General features: G+C 57.8%; 15 protein-coding genes. 11 read left to right on the top strand and 4 right to left on the bottom strand.

Annotated elements, in window-relative coordinates:
• The first annotated feature begins 5 nt into the window (after nt 1–5).
• From TK42_RS03550 to pabB, 3 genes are all read left to right on the top strand, one after another.
• Nucleotides 6–1,538: an inactive transglutaminase family protein gene (locus tag TK42_RS03550; protein WP_103733616.1), complete on the top strand. Its 1,533-nt coding sequence runs from the start codon at nt 6–8 to the stop codon at nt 1,536–1,538.
• Entirely contained in the window at nt 1,538–2,524 is a 987-nt protein-coding gene (locus TK42_RS03545) for an alpha-L-glutamate ligase-like protein (protein WP_005790412.1), read from the top strand. The genes TK42_RS03550 and TK42_RS03545 overlap by 1 nt, the downstream gene beginning before the upstream one ends.
• Nucleotides 2,525–2,625: 101 nt before the next feature.
• Nucleotides 2,626–3,969 (top strand): aminodeoxychorismate synthase component I, encoded by a 1,344-nt coding sequence (gene pabB, locus TK42_RS03540; protein WP_103733615.1) that lies wholly within the window; start codon nt 2,626–2,628, stop codon nt 3,967–3,969.
• A gap of 110 nt (nt 3,970–4,079) precedes the next feature.
• Here the strand turns inward: pabB and thrH are convergent, their stop codons facing one another.
• Complete coding sequence (thrH, locus tag TK42_RS03535) at nt 4,080–4,697, bottom strand: bifunctional phosphoserine phosphatase/homoserine phosphotransferase ThrH (protein ID WP_005790415.1); 618 nt, start codon at nt 4,695–4,697, stop codon at nt 4,080–4,082.
• 148 nt (nt 4,698–4,845) lie between these two features.
• Here thrH and TK42_RS03530 point away from each other — a divergent pair, with 148 nt between their 5' ends.
• The 3 genes from TK42_RS03530 (at nt 4,846) to TK42_RS03520 (ending at nt 8,326) form a co-directional block, all read left to right on the top strand.
• A complete protein-coding gene (locus tag TK42_RS03530) occupies nt 4,846–5,580 on the top strand; it encodes a phosphoadenylyl-sulfate reductase (RefSeq protein ID WP_032879905.1) in 735 nt (244 codons plus the stop codon).
• Nucleotides 5,581–6,054: 474 nt separating this feature from the next.
• Nucleotides 6,055–7,584: an NCS1 family nucleobase:cation symporter-1 gene (locus TK42_RS03525; protein ID WP_103733614.1), complete on the top strand. Its 1,530-nt coding sequence runs from the start codon at nt 6,055–6,057 to the stop codon at nt 7,582–7,584.
• 13 nt (nt 7,585–7,597) lie between these two features.
• The gene (locus tag TK42_RS03520) at nt 7,598–8,326 is read left to right on the top strand and encodes an aspartate/glutamate racemase family protein (RefSeq protein WP_032879903.1); all 729 of its coding nucleotides are present in this window, start codon (nt 7,598–7,600) and stop codon (nt 8,324–8,326) included.
• A gap of 116 nt (nt 8,327–8,442) precedes the next feature.
• Here TK42_RS03520 and TK42_RS03515 read toward each other — a convergent pair whose 3' ends face one another.
• Entirely contained in the window at nt 8,443–9,366 is a 924-nt protein-coding gene (locus TK42_RS03515) for a LysR family transcriptional regulator (protein ID WP_032879902.1), read from the bottom strand.
• Between the two features lie 105 nt (nt 9,367–9,471).
• Between TK42_RS03515 and TK42_RS03510 the strand changes: the two genes are divergently transcribed.
• Nucleotides 9,472–10,218, top strand: coding sequence for a 3-oxoacyl-ACP reductase family protein (locus tag TK42_RS03510; RefSeq protein WP_103733613.1), 747 nt, complete (start codon nt 9,472–9,474; stop codon nt 10,216–10,218).
• Nucleotides 10,219–10,345: 127 nt separating this feature from the next.
• Here the strand turns inward: TK42_RS03510 and TK42_RS03505 are convergent, their stop codons facing one another.
• Complete coding sequence (locus tag TK42_RS03505; RefSeq protein ID WP_103733612.1) at nt 10,346–11,032, bottom strand: HAD-IA family hydrolase; 687 nt, start codon at nt 11,030–11,032, stop codon at nt 10,346–10,348.
• Nucleotides 11,033–11,140: 108 nt separating this feature from the next.
• On the opposite strand from TK42_RS03505, the gene TK42_RS03500 reads away from it, so the two are divergent.
• From TK42_RS03500 to TK42_RS03485, 4 genes are all read left to right on the top strand, one after another.
• Nucleotides 11,141–11,515 carry a DUF2784 domain-containing protein gene (locus TK42_RS03500; RefSeq protein WP_005790428.1) on the top strand — a complete coding sequence of 125 codons (375 nt, stop codon included), beginning with the start codon at nt 11,141–11,143 and terminating at the stop codon, nt 11,513–11,515.
• A gap of 145 nt (nt 11,516–11,660) precedes the next feature.
• Complete coding sequence (locus TK42_RS03495; protein WP_103733852.1) at nt 11,661–11,996, top strand: hypothetical protein; 336 nt, start codon at nt 11,661–11,663, stop codon at nt 11,994–11,996.
• Nucleotides 11,997–12,065: 69 nt separating this feature from the next.
• Nucleotides 12,066–13,106 carry a DMT family transporter gene (locus TK42_RS03490; RefSeq protein WP_103733611.1) on the top strand — a complete coding sequence of 347 codons (1,041 nt, stop codon included), beginning with the start codon at nt 12,066–12,068 and terminating at the stop codon, nt 13,104–13,106.
• 327 nt (nt 13,107–13,433) lie between these two features.
• Nucleotides 13,434–13,703, top strand: coding sequence for a short-chain dehydrogenase (locus tag TK42_RS03485; RefSeq protein WP_103733610.1), 270 nt, complete (start codon nt 13,434–13,436; stop codon nt 13,701–13,703).
• Between the two features lie 134 nt (nt 13,704–13,837).
• Here the strand turns inward: TK42_RS03485 and TK42_RS26755 are convergent, their stop codons facing one another.
• Nucleotides 13,838–14,914, bottom strand: coding sequence for a hypothetical protein (locus TK42_RS26755; RefSeq protein WP_146097861.1), 1,077 nt, complete (start codon nt 14,912–14,914; stop codon nt 13,838–13,840).
• Nucleotides 14,915–15,102: the final 188 nt, after the last annotated feature.

The raw sequence follows: 15,102 nt of genomic DNA, 5'->3' as shown, positions 1-15,102 counted from the left end.
ACCGAATGCGCTCTCTGACCCTGCACCTGAAAATCCTGATCACCTTCCTGGTGGTGCTCGGCATTTCGGTCACCGCCTATCAGATTTTCGTGCTGGGGATCCCCGTGACCGAGGATGCCACCGACGACTTGTGGAACATCGACGCCAAGGTCGAGTTCGTCGCCAACCCCAAGGACCCGGTCAAGATCCAGATGTTCGTGCCGCCACTGAGCCGCGACTTCGTCAGCCTTAATGAAAGCTTTATCTCCAACAACTACGGAGTCAGCGTCAACCGCATCGACGGCAACCGCAAGGTCACCTGGTCGGCACGCCGGGCCAAAGGCAACCAGACCCTGTATTACCGCCTGGTGCTGACCAAGCGTTACAGCGGCGAAAAGGTCAAGATCAAGGGCCCGACCTTCCGCGACAGCATCGCCGTGGAAGGCCCGGAAAAAATCGCCGCCGAAGCCTTGCTGGCGCCGATCCGCCAGCACTCGGCCGACGTCGAGACCTTTATCAGCGAAGCCATCAAGCGCACCAACAACCTCAACGACGACAATGTGAAGCTGCTGCTGGCCGGCGACCCGTCGACGCCGCACAAGGCCAGGATCGTCGAGCTGCTGCTGTCCATCGCCCATGTGCCGGTGGAGAAAGTCCACACCATCCGCCTGGTGGCCGACCAGCCGCAAACCCCGGAACTGTGGCTGCGCAGCTTCAACGGCAACGACTGGCTGTACTTCAACCCGGAGACCGGTGAACAGGGCCTGCCCGCCGACCGCCTGCTGTGGTGGACCGGCGATGAAAACCTGATCACGGTCGATGGCGGCAAGAAGGCCATGGTGACCTTCAGCCTCAACAACAGCGAAATGAACGCGATTCGCCTGGCCAAGCTGACCGACGAAAACACCGACGCCAACTTCCTCGAATACTCGCTGTACGGCCTGCCGCTGCAAACCCAGCAGACCTTCATGATCATGGTGATGATCCCGATTGGCGTGCTGATGATTCTGATCCTGCGCAACCTGATCGGCCTGCAGACCCTGGGCACCTTCACGCCGGTGCTGATCGCCCTGGCGTTCCGCGAGACGCAACTGGGCTTCGGCATTGTGCTATTCACGATTATCACGGCACTGGGGCTGTCGCTCAGGTCATATCTGGAACACTTGAAACTGCAGATGCTGCCGAGGCTGTCGGTGGTGCTGACCTTCGTGGTGGTACTGATCGCCGCCATCAGCCTGTTCAGCCATAAGCTGGGGCTGGAGCGTGGCTTGTCGGTGGCGCTGTTCCCGATGGTGATCCTGACGATGACCATCGAGCGACTGTCGATTACCTGGGAAGAGCGCGGCGCCAACCATGCACTGAAAGTGGCGATTGGTACCCTGTTCGCCGCCTCGTTGGCCCACCTCATCATGAGCGTTCCGGAGCTGGTTTACTTCGTGTTTACCTTCCCGGCGATCCTGCTGATTCTGGTGGGCTTCATGCTGGCCATGGGTCGTTATCGCGGCTATCGCCTCACCGAGCTGGTGCGTTTCAAGGCATTCCTGAAGGCTGACTCCTGATGTTTGGCTTCTGGAAAACCTGGAAGGCCCTGGAAGCGCGCGGGATCATGGGCATCAATCGGCGTAACGCCGACTACGTGCTCAAGTACAACAAACGCAGCCTGTACCCGATTGTGGATGACAAGATCATCACCAAGGAACGGGCGCTGGCCGCCGGTATCCATGTGCCGGAAATGTACGGGGTGATCTCCACCGAGAAGGAAATCGACAAGCTCGACGAGATCATCGGTGGGCGCAGCGATTTCGTGATCAAGCCCGCCCAGGGTGCCGGCGGCGACGGCATCCTGGTGGTGGCAGACCGTTTTGAAGGGCGCTATCGCACGGTGTCCGGCAAGATCATCAGCCATGAAGAGATCGAGCACCAGATTTCCAGCATCCTCACTGGCCTGTATTCACTGGGTGGCCACCGCGACCGGGCGCTGATCGAGTACCGCGTGGTGCCCGATCAGATCTTCAAGAGCATCAGCTACGAAGGCGTGCCGGATATTCGCATCATCGTGCTGATGGGCTACCCGGTGATGGCCATGCTGCGCTTGCCGACCCGCCAGTCCGGCGGCAAGGCCAACCTGCACCAGGGCGCGATTGGCGTAGGCGTCGACCTTGCCACCGGCCTGACCCTGCGCGGTACCTGGCTGAACAACATCATCACCAAGCACCCTGACACCACCAATGCGGTCGATGGTGTGCAACTGCCCAACTGGGACGGTTTCATGCAGCTTGCGGCTGGCTGCTATGAGCTGTGCGGACTGGGCTATATCGGCGTGGACATGGTACTGGACCAGGAAAAAGGCCCGCTGATCCTTGAATTGAATGCACGGCCGGGGCTGAATATCCAGATCGCCAATGACTGCGGGCTGACCTTGCGCACCCATGCGGTGGAGGCGCGACTGGAGGAACTCAAAGCTGCCGGCGTGACGGAAACCCCGCAAGAGCGGGTGAAGTTCGTGCAGGAGATGTTTGGGCATATACCGCCCGTGGAAGGCTGATCCGGTCTTCAAACTGTCTATCCCCGACATCCCCTCTAGGAGCAAATCCTACAGGGGACTACAATCCCCCTCCCCCGCGCCATTGGCTGATCCAACCCCGCATGTTGACCTGCTCCGTACACCCATTGCCCTACCGGGCCAACCCCGCCGAGTATTTTGCGGCGATTCGCCATGCTCCAGGCGCGGTACTGCTCGACAGCGGCCGGCCGACGGCTGAGCGCGGCCGGTATGACCTGCTCAGTGCCTGGCCGGAAGCGACATTGACGGTAGAGCCGGACGAAAGCGGCAGTGATTTCCTGCAACGCTTACGGGAAAACCTCACGCGATTGGGTGAAGCCGCAATCCCCGCCGATTTACCGTTGCCGTTCGCCGGAGGCTTGATAGGCTACCTGAGCTACGACTTCGGCCGGCACCTTGAGAACATGCCGCACCTGGCGGTGGATGACCTGCACCTGCCGGACGCGCGCTTCGGGCTGTACGCCTGGGCGCTGATCAGCGACCACCAGGCCCGGAGCAGCCAACTGGTGTTTCATCCCACGCTGGCCGATAGCGAACGACAACGGTTGATCGCGCTGTTCAGCCACGGGACTGTCGACACCTCTGCGACGTTCAAACTCCAGGGCCCGATGGCACCAGACCTCACCGCAGAGGCCTACCGCCAAGCCATCGCGCGTATCCAGGATTACATCCAGGCCGGCGACTGCTATCAGGTCAACTTTGCCCAGCGCTTTCGCGCACCCTGCATGGGGGATCCCTGGGCAGCCTATTGCGCCCTGCGCGAAGCCTGCCCCACGCCGTTTTCCGGGTTCCAGAGCTTGCCCGATGACGGTGCGGTACTGAGCCTGTCACCGGAACGCTTTGTGCGCATCAGCGAACGCCAGGTCGAGACCCGCCCGATCAAGGGCACCCGCCCTCGCGGCGTAACACCTGCAGAAGATGCCGCCAACGCCGCCGAGTTGCTCGCCAGCCCCAAGGACCGCGCAGAAAACCTGATGATCGTCGACCTGCTGCGCAACGATCTCGGTCGCAATTGCCGCATCGGCTCAGTGAAAGTGCCAGAGCTGTTCAGCCTGGAAAGCTACCCCAACGTGCACCACCTGGTGAGCAGTGTCACCGGTGTACTGGCCGACGACAAAGACGCCCTCGACCTGATCGCCGGCAGCTTCCCCGGCGGCTCCATCACCGGCGCGCCGAAGATCCGTGCGATGCAGATCATCGACGAACTTGAGCCAACCCGCCGCGGGCTTTACTGCGGCTCGCTGGTGTACCTGGACGTGCGCGGCGAGATGGACAGCTCCATTGCCATCCGCAGTTTGCTGGTCAAGGACGGGCAGGTGTGTTGCTGGGGTGGCGGTGGGATTGTGGCGGATTCGCAGTGGCAGGCTGAGTATCAGGAGTCGCTGACGAAGGTGCGGGTGTTGTTACAGACTTTGGAAAGTTTGTAGGGCCTGTACCGGCCCTATCGGGGGAAAGCCCCCTCCCACCTTCGACCGCGCCGCGATCAAAGGTGGGAGCTGGCTTGCCTGCGATGGGGCAATCAGTCGCGCCGCATAACTTACAGGCTCAACTGCCGATTCGACGCCTTGATAAACTCTTTCTTCAAGTCTTCAAAGGTGTGCACCGCCGGGAACTGCGGGAATTCGCGAATCACATTCTCCGGCGCATGGAACAGAATCCCACGGTCCGCTTCACCCAGCATGGTGGTGTCGTTGTACGAGTCACCGGCAGCGATCACGCGGTAGTAGAGGCTTTTGAACGCCAATACCGACTGGCGCTTGGGGTCTTTCTGGCGCAACTGGTAGCTCACCACCCGATCATTTTCATCAGTGATCAAGCGGTGGCACAGCAAGGTCGGGAAACCCAGCTGGCGCATCAGCGGTTGGGAGAATTCGTAGAAGGTGTCGGACAGGATCACCACCTGGAAGCGTTCGCGCAGCCAGTTGACGAACTCGACGGCCCCGTCCAACGGTTTGAGCGTAGCAATAACCGCCTGGATATCGGCCAGTTTGAGCCCGTGCTCGTCGAGGATGCGCAGGCGCTGCTGCATCAGCACGTCATAGTCGGGAATGTCGCGTGTGGTGGCGCGCAGGGATTCAATACCGGTTTTTTCGGCGAAGGCGATCCAGATTTCCGGAACCAGCACCCCTTCCAGGTCAAGACAGGCAATTTCCACAAGACACTCCATTGGATTTATTAGTTGAGCGGGCAAAAGGACTGCCGAACTCTAGCGACTCAAGCACGCCGCCGCAACGCACGGCAGATTTTGATACCATCGCCGCCTATAGAGCGCTCAGCGCCACTGACCTGTAGGAACCGTCCTGATGAACCAAGCCTTCGACGTCGCTGAACTCGCCGCGACTTATGCCAACAAGTCTGCACAGGATATTCTCAAGCTGGCGTTCAGCCAGTTCGGCGATGACCTGTGGATTTCCTTCAGCGGTGCCGAGGATGTGGTGCTGGTGGACATGGCCTGGAAGCTGAACAAGAACGTCAAGGTATTCAGCCTCGACACTGGCCGTCTGCACCCGGAAACCTACCGGTTTATCGAGCAGGTGCGCGAGTTCTACAAGATCGACATCGAACTGATCTCGCCGGACCAGAGCAAGCTGGAACCCTTCGTCAAGGAAAAGGGCCTGTTCAGCTTCTATAAGGACGGCCATGGCGAATGCTGCGGCATCCGCAAGATCGAACCGCTGCGCCGCAAGCTCGCAAGTGTAAGTGCCTGGGCCACCGGCCAGCGCCGCGACCAGAGCCCCGGCACCCGCAGCCAGGTGGCTGCGCTGGAAATCGACACGGCTTTCTCCACCCCCGAACGTACCCTGTACAAGTTCAACCCGCTGGCGCAGATGACCAGCGAAGAGGTGTGGGGTTACATCCGCATGTTGGAGTTGCCTTACAACAGCCTGCATGAGCGCGGCTTTATCAGCATCGGCTGCGAGCCCTGCACCCGCCCGGTATTGCCGAACCAGCATGAGCGCGAAGGTCGCTGGTGGTGGGAAGAAGCCACGCAGAAGGAATGCGGGCTGCATGCGGGGAATATCATCAGCAAGGCCTGAGGCCTGGCAAACTGGTGAGGTAAAAATGTGGGAGGGGGCTTGCTCCCGATAGCGGTGGGTCAGTTGCAGATTTTCTGACTGATATACCGCTATCGGGAGCAAGCCCCCTCCCACATTTTGTTTTGTGCGCAGCATAAAATGTACACAACCTTGTAACCATAGGTGCCATTTTTGTGTGCAACTCATATTCGAGCGCACCAAAACGTAACATTCATCTCTGCTAGTCCCCACACCCCCGAATCACGCTACTCCCAATCAAAAATAAATACCTGTTCAAACGGTCAATTTATATTGCTTTCAATTCAGTAGTTTATTTAAAAATACTATAAAAAAGAAATTATCCCCGTTTTTCATATAACGAAAACTGGCACGCATGTGGCTTAGTGAAAAGTACGCTTTGTATACAATAAATACAAAACCTACATACACTTTGCCATCCGCCGCTTTGCTGCCGATGCGCTGGAGCCTGCCGGAATGCGTACAAGTCTTTCGAGCAATATCGCGCTGGATCTGCCCTCCTCCACCCTCCACCCCGAGGCTGCAAGCCCCGGCCCCCTGGTCCTCAGCCCGCGCCTGCACAACAAGGACCTGGCCCCCACCAAAATCGAGGGCCGACGCTGGGGGCGCTATAGCATCTTTGCGCTGTGGACCAATGACGTGCACAACATCGCCAACTATTCGTTTGCCATCGGCTTATATGCATTGGGCTTGGGCGGCTGGCAAATATTGCTGTCCCTGGGGATCGGCGCGGCGCTGGTGTACTTCTTCATGAACTTGTCGGGGTACATGGGACAGAAGACCGGTGTGCCGTTTCCCGTGATCAGCCGCATCAGTTTCGGTATCCACGGGGCGCAGATTCCAGCATTGATCCGGGCGGTGATTGCGATTGCCTGGTTTGGTATCCAGACGTACCTGGCGTCGGTGGTTTTCCGTGTATTGCTGACGGCGATTCATCCGGGCTTTGCCGACTATGACCACAACTCGATCCTGGGCCTGTCGAGCCTGGGCTGGGCGTGTTTTGTCGCGATCTGGCTGGTGCAGTTGGTGATCCTCGCCTATGGCATGGAAATGGTACGCCGCTATGAAGGCTTCGCCGGGCCGGTGATTTTGCTTACGGTGGCTGCGTTGGCCGGCTGGATGTACTTCCAGGCAGGCGGGCATATCGCCTGGTCGATCCGTGAACCGCTGAGCGGCGGCGAGATGTGGCGCAATATCTTTGCCGGTGGCGCGCTGTGGCTGGCGATCTACGGCACCTTGATCCTCAACTTTTGCGACTTCGCCCGCTCTTCGCCCTGCCGCAAGACCATCCAGGTCGGCAATTTCTGGGGCCTGCCGGTGAATATCCTGGTGTTCGCCGCCATTACCGTGCTGCTGTGCGGCGGCCAGTTCCAGCTCAATGGCCGAGTGATCGAGAGCCCGACCGAAATCATCGCGGCAATCCCCAATACCTTCTTCCTGGTGCTCGGTTGCCTGGCCTTCCTGATCGTTACCGTGGCGGTGAACATCATGGCCAACTTCGTCGCCCCGGCCTTTGTGCTGAGCAACCTGGCGCCCAAGTACCTGAACTTTCGCCGCGCCGGGTTGATCAGCGCCTTCGTGGCGGTGCTGATCCTGCCATGGAACCTCTACAACAGCCCGCTGGTGATTGTGTACTTCCTGTCTGGCCTGGGCGCGCTGCTGGGGCCGTTGTACGGGGTGATCATGGTCGATTATTGGCTGATCCGTAAAAGCCAGGTGGACGTGCCGCAGCTGTATAGCGAAGACCCCACTGGCGTTTATTACTACAGCCGGGGGGTGAATATGCGCGCCGTGGCGGCGTTTATTCCTGCCGCGGTGATCGCCATCCTGCTGGCGCTGTTGCCGGGGTTTGCCAGCGTTTCACCGTTTTCCTGGCTGTTCGGCGCCGGCATCGCAGGGTTGCTGTACCTGCTGATCGCCAAGCGTCAGCCGCACTACGCCGATGTCAGCGGCGAAAGCATTGCCGTCGATAACGTCAGTCATTAAACAAGGACTCTTCATGCGTATCCTCGTCGTCAACGTCAACACCACTGAATCGATCACCGACACCATTGCCCAGCAAGCACGGGCCGTGGCTTCACCGGGCACCGAGATTGTCGGGCTCACCCCGTACTTCGGCGCAGAATCGGTGGAAGGCAATTTTGAAAGCTATCTGGCAGCCATCGCCGTGATGGATCGGGTAATGGCCTACGACCAGCCCTTTGATGCGGTGATCCAGGCCGGCTATGGCGAACATGGCCGTGAAGGCCTGCAGGAACTGCTCAATGTGCCGGTGGTGGATATCACCGAGGCGGCGGCCAGCACCGCGATGTTCCTGGGGCACGCCTACTCGGTGGTGACGACCCTGGACCGCACTGTGCCGCTGATTGAAGACCGGCTGAAACTCGCCGGCCTCTACCAGCGTTGCGCTTCGGTGCGCGCCAGCGGCATGGCAGTGCTGGAGCTGGAAGAAGACCCGCTGGGCGCCATGGAAGCCATCGTGCACCAGGCGGAACTGGCCATTCGCGACGACAAGGCCGAGGTGATCTGCCTGGGCTGCGGCGGCATGGCCGGGCTGGATGAGCAGATTCGCAAACGCACCGGAGTGCCGGTGGTGGACGGGGTGACGGCGGCGGTGATGGTTGCCGAGTCGTTGGTGAGGTTGGGGTTGTCGACGTCCAAAGTCAGGACGTATGCGGCACCCAGGCCTAAGAAAGTCATAGGTTGGCCCGGTAAGTTCGGCCACTGAAGATCAAATGTGGGAGGGGGCTTGCTCCCGATAGCGGTGTATCAGCCAGCTTATCTATAGCTGGCCCACCGCAATCGGGAGCAAGCCCCCTCCCACATTTTGATCACTACAAGGTGTTAGATGGCACTGAATCTTTGGCCTAACTGCTGCTCGGCAAACTGCTCGATGATGAAATCCACAAACGCCCGAGTCTTGCCTGGCAGCAGTTTATGTTCGGCGTAGTAGATGCAAATATTGCCGTCGTTCACATACCAGTCCGGCAATACCCGCAGCAACTTGCCGCTCGCCAGCCAGGGTACGGCAAACGGCATGCTCACCAGCGCAACGCCCAAGCCCTGTTCGGCGCAGATGCAGGCGGCCTGCGAGTCGCTCATGGTCATGCGCGGTTTGAGACTCAGCGGGCCGTGCTCGCCATTGCGATGAGTCAGTTGCCAGGAGCGCACTCGCCCGGTTTGCGGTGAGCGAATCAGGATGCCGTCGCAGTGCTCCAGGTCTTCTGGCTGCAACACCGCTGGGCGTGCCGCCAAATAGTCAGGCGATGCCACCAGCACGCGGTGAGCCGGCGTCAGCTTGCGTGCCACCACGCCTTGGGGCAACTCAAAGCCGCCGCCAAGGGCCGCGTCAAAGCCCTGGCCAATCAGATCGACCTGGCGATTGTCGAAATGCCAATCCGGGCTGATATCGGGGTAGCGTTTCAGAAACTCCCCCAGCAGCGGCACGATATACAAACAGCCGACCACCGTGCCCATGCTGACCTTGAGCGTGCCCACCGGTCGCCCTTCGGCGCTGGCCAGGTTGGCCACAGCATTCTGGATAGTGGTGAGGCTGGCGCTGACCTCTTCCAGGAATAACTTGCCGGCTTCAGTCAACGTAAGCCGCCGAGTGCTGCGCTGAAACAGCCGCACACCCAGGCGCGCTTCCAGTTTGGCGACACTTTTGCCCACGGCTGCGGGCGTCAGGCTCAGGTGCCGGGCCGCCTCGGCAAAGCTGCCACCCTCGGCGCTGCGCACAAAGCATTCGATACTGCCAAAGCTCTCCATATCGGCCACTCTAAACTTTTGGTTTACACAGAGTATAGCAATCACGGTCTACCGGCGTACCGGAGGCAGGTCGATACTCAGCCCATCAACTACTTGGAGATCGACATGACCACACAAAACCTCACCGGCAAAGTCGCCCTGATTCAAGGCGGTTCCCGCGGCATCGGCGCCGCCATCGTCAAGCGCCTCGCCGCGCAGGGTGCTGCAGTCGCCTTTACCTACGTCAGTTCGGCCGCCAAGGCCCAAGCGTTGCATCACGACGTGATCAGCGAAGGCGGCAAAGCCCTGGCGATTCAAGCCGACAGCGCCGATGCCACGGCAATTCGCAATGCCGTCAACGCCACGGTCGATGCGTTTGGGCGCCTGGATATCCTGGTGAACAACGCAGGCGTGCTGGCCATCGCGCCGCTGGAAGACTTCAAGCTGGAGGACTTCGACCAGACCCTGGCAATCAACGTGCGCAGCGTATTTATCGCCACCCAGGAAGCCGCCAGGCACATGGGCGAAGGTGGCCGCGTAATCAATATCGGCAGCACCAACGCCGAGCGTATGCCCTTCGGTGGTGGCGGGCCTTATGCCATGAGCAAGGCGGCGCTGGTGGGGTTGACCAAGGGTTTGGCGCGGGATCTGGGGCCACGGGGTATCACCATCAACAACGTGCAGCCCGGGCCGGTGGATACCGATATGAACCCGGCGAACAGTGAGTTTGCCGAAAGCTTGATCGGGTTGATGGCGGTGGGCAGGTATGGGCACGTGGAGGAGATTGCCAGCTTTGTGGCGTATCTGGCCGGGCCGGAAGCCGGGTATATCACGGGCGCCAGCCTGACCATCGATGGTGGTTTCAGCGCCTGATTTTGCAAAACCGCAAACCAAATGTGGGAGCGGGCTTGCCCGCGAAGGCGGTGTGTCAGTGCCACATCTGTCACTGCACTACCGCTTTCGCAGGCAAGCCAGCTCCCACATTTTTGACCGCGCGGGGTCAGGCCATGGGGGGCAAGCCGTAGGCGGCCAAATCAAAGTCGGCGAGCTTGCGAATAATCTGGTCAGCATGTTGGTACTTGCTGTCCGCCATGGCCTCATCGGGCACGGCGATGGCGGTCATGTTGGCAGCCTTCGCCGCAGTCACGCCGAACGGCGAATCTTCGAACACCAGGCAATCCTCAGGCGCCACACCCAGACGGCGCGCAGCCGTGAGGAAGATATCCGGCGCCGGCTTGGCCGCACCGACTTCCGGGTCGTCGGCAGTGACGATGGTGTCGAACAGGCCAAACCATTCGCGGTGCAAGGTGGTCTTGTGGCCAAACGAGTTACGCGATGAACTGGTGCCCACCGCAATCGGGATATTGTGCGCCTTCAGATGCCGCACCAACGCTTCAGCGCCCGGCATACCCAGGGCCTTGGGAAAGCGCTCGCTCATCAACGGCTCGCGAATTTCCAGAAACTGCGCGGGCGTGATCGGCAAATCCAGCGCCTTGACCACGTAATCGGCCAGATCCTGAGCGCCTCGCCCGATGATGTGCTGCTTGATACCCCAGTCATAGGTACGGCCATAGCGCTCGGCGATGATCTGCGTGACTTCGGTGTAGATGCCTTCGGTATCCAGCAACAACCCGTCCATATCGAAAATCACGGCTTTGATCGGGACAGCGGTACGCGGTGCATTCATCACGATACAACCTTGGGGCAAGGACTAAATGGATTCAGCACAATAACGGCCACCCTTGCCGGCGAGCAACCCTTTAGACTGTTTGCCCCTCCTTTCGAAGTGCCCACAATGCTCTACCGACTCGTCGCCGACGGCCTCGTGCTGTTTCACCTGACCTTTATCCTGTTCGTACTGTTCGGTGGCCTGCTCGCCCTGAAATGGCCCAGGGTAATGTGGCTGCACTTGCCCGCCGTGGCCTGGGGGATCGCGGTAGAGGTGCTGCACCTGCCCTGCCCCCTCACCCGCTGGGAAAACCTGTTTCGTCACCTGGCCGGGCAAGACGGTTATGGCGGTGGGTTTATCGAGCACTACATCCTGACGCTGATCTACCCCGCCGGGCTGACGGCGAATATTCAACTGCTGCTGGGGGCGGTGGTGATATTGATCAATGCCGTGGTGTATGGGCGGTTGATCCGGAGTTTGCTGGCACGCAGAAGCGCATAACCTTCAGACCCGAGCTTGATCGCCTGGGCGCACGCACAAGCCTGAACATGAAACCTGGGCAGATTGTTTTCAATCTGCCAACCGAGCGCTTAAAGTGTCGCCCCCTCGGGAATTGAATCTCGTGGTTGAGTCCATGGAGTTTCAAGTGAAATACGTCAGTAAAGTAGTTGCAGCAGCTGTTCTTGGTTTCACCCTGGCAGGTTGCACCGGCACCGCCATGAAAACCCAGCAATACGACGCCAGCCAATACACCGTCCTCGGCCACAGCGAAGCCAGCGCCACCGGCATCATGCTGTTGGGCGTCATCCCAATCGGCCAGAACAACCGTTTCGTACGCGCCCAGAATGCAGCCATCAAGGCCAAAGGCGGCGACGCGCTGATCAACACCCAAGTGCAGGAGAAGTGGTTCTTGGCCTGGGTATTGAACGGCTACACCACCAAGATTTCCGGTGATGTGATCAAGCTGAAAACCGCGCAATAAAGTATGAAACTGCCAGGGCGCTGACCCCGGCAAGCGACGTATCATGGGCCTGACCTTCGAGGATGGCCCATGAACATCAGCATCATTTACGCCCTCGTGGCCGCCGCCCTGTTCGGCGCCAGCACTCCGCTCGCCAAAAGCCTCGGCCTGGGCCTCTCGCCTATATTGCTGGCCGGCCTGCTTTACCTGGGCAGCGGCATTGGCCTTGCCGGCGTACGTCTGATCCGTGATCGCGGCTGGGAACCTACCGGGCTGACCCCATCGCAATGGCCCTGGCTGCTCGGCGCCATAGCCTTCGGCGGCATCCTCGGCCCCGTCGCCCTCATGTTCGGCCTGATTCGCACCGCCGGCGCCACCGCCTCCTTGATGCTCAACCTCGAATCAGTGCTCACCGCCGTGATCGCCTGGGTCGTATTCAGAGAAAACGCAGATCGGCGCATCGTGCTCGGCATGGTCGCCATTGTGCTGGGCGGCGTGGTGTTGTCATGGACGGGCGCCGGCGGCGGCAGCCAGGACTGGACCGGGCCGCTCGCCATTGCGCTGGCGTGTTTGTGCTGGGGGATAGATAACAACCTGACGCGCAAGGTGTCGGCGTCTGACGCGCTCTTTATCGCCGGTGCCAAAGGTTTGATTGCGGGGCTGGTGAATTGCAGTTTGGCGCTTTACCTCGGGACGCAGATTCCGGGGGTGTCGCAATTGGCGCCGATCCTGGTGGTGGGGTTCCTCGGCTATGGCATCAGCCTGGTGATGTTCGTACTGGCGCTACGCGGGCTGGGCAGTGCGCGCACCGGGGCTTATTTCTCCACGGCACCCTTCCTCGGTGCCGCAGTGGCGTTGGTAGTATTTGGCGAGTCGGTGACCGTGGCGTTCTGGATTGCCTCGGCGCTGATGGCCGTAGGCGTGTGGCTGCACCTGACGGAGCGGCATGCCCATGAGCATGTGCATGAGGCAACGGAACATGGGCATTGGCATGTGCATGATGAACATCACCAACACGAGCATGGGTTTGAGTGGGATCCGGCGCAGCCTCATAGCCATGTGCATGTGCATGCGGTGATGAAGCACAGCCATGCGCATTTTCCGGATGTGCATCATCGGCATAGGCATTGAGCGCGGGTGCTGGTGGCTTTGGGCAACGTCCTACGCTCCATTCAGAAGCGACAGGCTGCCTTTTTAAAATCGCCACACCTATAGTCTTTCGGTCGCTCACATAGCGACCGGGTTTGGCGACTCGACGATAAATCGATAGAAACTCCCCCATGTATTTGCGGGATGCTTCTGCGCGCAATAAGCTGCTCGACGGTAGCTGTGCGCGGGAGACCTTCGGGTCTGCCGGTTTTTCCGATTGTCCCGGTTCGCCAACCTGCGTACAGCTGCCACCCTTTTGTTTGGCGACAAATGTGTGGTTGCTCTCCTTTGACAACCGGAGTTCCGCATATGAACCAATACATCGCCCTTACCAGCAACGACAGCGCCACCCCTGCCCTTTTTGTCGATACCACCGTGCCATTGGAAATACTCCTCGACGCCGCGACCTATCGACTTCGTGCTGTTACACAAGTCCTTGAGAACCTTGCACTACGCAGTGAGATCAGTAGTGATGCGGTGGTGCTCAGTGATTTTGCACTGCTCTGCTCGATTCCTCTGCGGGACGGGTGTGATTTGCTCGATGTCATTGAACGACGGATGAACGTGCCTTGCGCATGATCTAAGAAACCTACATTTTGAGACTCAAAAACTACACCCCTCCGGTTCTAAAACCAGAGGGGTTGTTTGCTTCAAATTGGTGGTGAAGCGAAAATCAAATAAATCCGTCCGCTTTTCTTTACAAAATAAGTCAGCTAGCGCTGGAGCGTTTGCAAGAACTCTATCACCCTAGGAAGCTCACTAGATTTTTTAATATTGAAAACATAATGATCCCTGAAACTTTCACCGTCATAACTGCCTCTTTCTATACTGATAAAAAAATTAAAATTATCAACAGTCGTAGTAGGCAAAACTGTATGAGCTAACAATAACGTCCTATCCTCTCCCGCCCCCAAGACTATATCCGAAAAAAACAATTCATCACCCGAAAAATAACCGTACTTCTCTTCTATCATTTCTCGTGCTTTTACACCTTGTTCCAAGCTCAGATCCTCAGTACGAGACCTTTCTTTCTCCACCTTATAATCTTCATTATCCATATCATGAAGGATAGTAATTTTTATTTTCGTGCCCGTGACATTTCGCACTCTTAAAGGGAGAATTATTTTGCGACCTTCAACATAAACCTTATTTATTGTTATAGGCGAACTAGATGCAAAGCTAGCTTTAGAAACCAGAAAGTTATCTGAAAACCCAGCAGGGGTGATACCCTGCCCCATAAGAGAGCTATACCTGAGTGCATAGTAAGGGTAAAAAATATTAGACCCAGAAAAAACTATATACATAAAAGTTATGAATAATGCTGCAAAGAACGATAACCCCATCACTGCGGGCCCTAAACTTGGAGGAATATTTCCTTGTCCCTTATACGCTTTGCCATTCGCATCCTCAGATTTTATAGAGGGTTTACTTAGCGAAGACATCGGCACGGTCGAATCCAAGTAGACATTTAAAATCACTACTTGTTTTGGAAGAATTCGATCCACGACAACCTTATTACCTTCTACCGCAACACCTGAGTAGTTACATGCCAAAACCTGACATAGCGATGAATTAGGAAAAACCACCTCAACCTTAGTCTCCTTATCTTTACCTTTATTATATATATGCACACAAACCGTGTAGCCCATGGTATCCGGCAAAACACAAGGTAGAACCTCATCAAAACCAAGATAAAGTTGCCTAACACGGAATGTCGAAATAAACCTATTGATTATCGGAGTCAACAGCATTGGAACCAACAACTTCAAAGCCGAAAAGATATTTTCCATAATCCTCTACTTCAAGAACCAACTTCGATCTCAATATAATACGCACCAACCCATAACAACCTAAGATGACAAAAATTTTCTTATTGGGCTGACAACAGTTACGCCACAACCAAGTTGACTCAAATACTTAAAAAACACGTCCTATCGAATCACCACAATTGGCGAGACAGAAGACTTGTCGAGTCTAC

Source organism: Pseudomonas sp. GZJR-8 (genome assembly GCF_002916705.1).
Taxonomy (GTDB): Bacteria; Pseudomonadota; Gammaproteobacteria; order Pseudomonadales; family Pseudomonadaceae; genus Aquipseudomonas; species Aquipseudomonas synxantha_A.
The sequence above is the reverse complement of the archived record's forward strand: the minus strand, read 5'-3'. Positions and strand labels throughout refer to the sequence as shown.